3 protein-coding genes are annotated in these 3,541 nt (G+C 51.2%); all 3 read right to left on the bottom strand.

Annotated features, from left to right (window positions below):
* Positions 1–110: 110 nt before the first annotated feature.
* Positions 111–602: a hypothetical protein gene (locus ACFFAR_RS28130; RefSeq protein ID WP_375508900.1), complete on the bottom strand. Its 492-nt coding sequence runs from the start codon at positions 600–602 to the stop codon at positions 111–113.
* Positions 603–795: 193 nt separating this feature from the next.
* A complete protein-coding gene (locus ACFFAR_RS28135; protein WP_375508901.1) occupies positions 796–1,701 on the bottom strand; it encodes a LysR family transcriptional regulator in 906 nt (301 codons plus the stop codon).
* 900 nt (positions 1,702–2,601) lie between these two features.
* Positions 2,602–3,541 (bottom strand): LysR family transcriptional regulator (locus ACFFAR_RS28140; RefSeq protein WP_375508902.1); only part of this gene is annotated, 940 nt, incomplete at its 5' end.

Genomic DNA, 3,541 nt, shown 5'->3' on the forward strand with positions numbered 1-3,541 from the left:
CAAGAATAATTCAGGCGCTCCCCAGATAGCGACTTGGCCTGTGAGCGCAGGTTTCATAGGCAGAGGGACGAGCTGCGTGCCGCTCCAAAGGGAATATCCTTCTTGGCTACTTAGCTAGAAATGGTGTATTCAAAGTTGGATATTTTCCTCCTCTCAGCATCAAAACCGATGGCCCCCGATTGAAAGGTGAATGGCGCACCATCCGTACAAATCAGATCGCCATAGCCAATAGCCTCAAGTTCTATAACCAACTTGCTCCCTTTAGGTTCAGAAAACGCTCCGATTTTGGTATTAAATAGGATCAGCCTAACGGGATACACGCTCGTCGTTGCTTCTATAGGTACGCCGCAGGCTGCGTTTGGCAGCGCTGCTGTTTTCCATGCGGCCGGCTCACTCAGCGAAATGTCAAACGATCCGCCAGTCCTACCGCAACTCCGTGCAGCGACCTCAGTACCCCCAAGTGTCACTCGGTGAAAACTAAGCAGTGCCTTAACGTACGGTGGGACAGCATCTGCCGTAGGCGAAGCAGAGATGGATGCCAATGCCAGCGCCAAGGAAAAGACGATGTAATGTTGCTTGCAAGCAAATGTGATCTTAATCATAGGCCATATTTCGTCAGTTGGAACCAATGGCATCCTACTCACACTATTTCGATTTTTGAAATCAATTATTCACATACGTGGTATGAACGATATAACTATCTATTAACAACAATCTCCTTTGGCGCACTGTAAGGATTCAAAATGCGGTGGCTGCGCTACAAGCTTCACAGCGCTCAAGTCGCTTGGCCAGACGTCAGGAAAGAGCGCTGAGTCTAAGCTGACGGCGTAACCAAGTGTGGGCCAGATCTTTATCTAATCTTGGATGCCATACGGAATAAAGTCTGAAGTTCTGAACCTCTAAGGGCAACGGTAGGGCAGTGAGCGAATGTTCGTAGCGACTTAGAAAGCGCGATGGAAGAACGCATACGAGATCTGAGCTTTGGAGCAACAGTGGGACGATACTGTAATACGGAACAGAGATACCGACACGACGCGCATATCCTTTTTTAGCGAGTATTTTGTCAATAAATCCGTAGAGACTATTCACGGCGCCCGAAACAACTACGTGCTCTAAATTGAGGTACTCATCCAATGTAGGAGGCTCTATCCCACGGGGATGGTCAATCCGCTGGGCCATTTTGCAGTCCTCCTCTAGCAACAGTTCGTGGGACATGCCACCTACGATACTGAGTGAGCCCAACGCAATATCAATCTCGCCCCTTTCCAATAGAGCCGGAAGGTGGATCGGCTCGATTGCTCGTATTGAAACTCGAATTCCGACAGGGCTAGCCGCGTGCAATAGCGGCAGCAGTCGAGGAGTGATGATCGCAGCGGCGTTATCGTTGCAGGCAATCACGAACGTCCGTTCAGATTTGGCTGGATCAAATGTGGGCACATCGCCTACGACTACTTCCAACGCCTGCAACGCTTGACGCAGTGGCAAGCGCAAATGCTCTGCACGTGCGGTGAGTACCATACCTTTTCCGGATTGCGATGGAATGAGTAAAGGATCGTCAAATAGATCACGCAACCTAGAGAGCTGCGCGGATAATGCTGATTGCGTCAAGTGCAGCTTCACAGCCGCTCGAGTAACGTTCCTCTCCTCGAGCAAGACACTCAGAGAGGTAAGGAACGCTAGGTTGTGTCGTGTCAAATTCATTTGGCGTAAACCATCGCATAAAACAAAAACAGCTGGGCGGGGTAACTCGTATATAACATAGAATTGTTTCCAACAGAACAAAGCCTTTAGAGAGCTTTATGCTCTTTCCAATATAGGAAAATGGTTCATAATTTCAATGGCCCTATAAACGCCCGATCTTAGCCGTTCAGCCTTTATTCAGAGCTTCCCAAGGCATCGATTAGCTCCCATGCAACCGAGGCTGCTTCGTGCTCCATATGAGGTGAAACTTTCCGACGCACTGCTCGACGCACTAGCCCCAGCGTTCCCGATATCTGCAGTAGCTTGGTCAATTCTTTTAGCGATCGGGATTGCTACTTGTTGCAAATCTCCGAAGCGTATAAGGCCGGCGATGACGACCAAACGGTAAAAAATCGGGAGCGCCCACATCCCAAACAGTTGATTCACGAAAGCAATCAGGGGGCAGTCTTCAAGCGTATCGCAGTTTAACAGAGATATTTCTTCGGTCATTTGGATGCCTCATACCTACCGTATGACAAAAGGTGTTTACTTTTCTTTTCAGAGCTTTTCTTTCCTATGGTGCACACTTGTTCCCACAACGTGAGTTTACCAGACGAACATCCCCGCCCCCGACGAGGTGCCAGATCAAATTTCCCGCAAAACTCCCACGTTTAACAGCGTCACTGAAAAGCCTGTGAAAAAGCAAAGATTACGAGCACTCTACGAGCCGTTATGGGAAGCTTGTTCTGGCAATGAGTACGCGGCACACAGGCGAGACCTTATGTTTCGTCATGCAAGGCGCCTGGCCGTTGGATGAGTTTCTTCTTCCTATTGGTTCATAAGCATCGCCCGAGTAAACAAAACGGAGCATTAATCGACGATCTCGGAAATAGCTCAATGATTACATGCGCGTTCTCCAACTCACAGGCAAGCGCGTAACTGTTCCCGCAGCCATCGGTGACAGGGGTCCCGGTCAAAGCGTGTATGCCAGGCAGCATATAGGCTGAAGCTATCTGTCTCGAAAGGCAGCGCGTAGGTATCGAGCACATTTTTGTATCGGTTAAAAAAACGCGCCGGCAACGTGCACACCAGGTCGCTATTTTGCAAAATCAATGGCACCAAGCTGTAAGACTGCACCGACACACCGACCCTGCGTGTCAGGCTACGGTGGGCCAGAAGGTCATCGACTCCGCTGCGAAAACCACCGCCTTGCCCGGAAACGATTACATGTTCCAGATCGACGTACTCCTCCAGCGGGACTGGACCGGCGCCGCGCGGGTGATCCTTACGCTGTGCCATGCAGAAGGTCTCCTCTACCAGCAGTGCCTGGGACGCATCTGGCACCGTGTCGCGCGAGGTTAGCGCAATGTCTATTTCGCCGCTTTCCAACTGGCCGGGAAGCCGCTTGAAATCCACAGTACGAAAGGCAAATCGAATTCCGTTGAAACCGGCCTTGCGTGTCAGTTGCACAAGTCGTGGGGCCACAATTGCCGCGGCGTTGTCATTCGAGCAGAGGGTAAATGTGCAGTCTGCCGATGCTGGGTCAAAACCCGGCGGTTGGCTGACGGTGTCTTCGAGTATCTGCAGGGCACGCCGTAAAGGCTCACGTAAATGTGCGGCCAGCGGTGTCAGCACCATGCCACGGCCCGACTGCGCCGGAATCAGCAACTGGTCATTGAACAACTCGCGTAACCTGGAGAGCTGTGCAGACAACGCCGGCTGGCTCACATGCACGCGTTTTGCTGCACGGGTGATGTTGCCCTCCTCCAGCATCGCGCTCAGTGACACGAGCAGCGCAAGGTTATGCCCAGACAAATTCATGCTGCTTATACCTCGTATATTGACGTTCGATTTCACACGG

Source organism: uncultured Caballeronia sp., from assembly GCF_964243625.1.
In the GTDB taxonomy this organism is placed as follows: domain Bacteria; phylum Pseudomonadota; class Gammaproteobacteria; order Burkholderiales; family Burkholderiaceae; genus Caballeronia.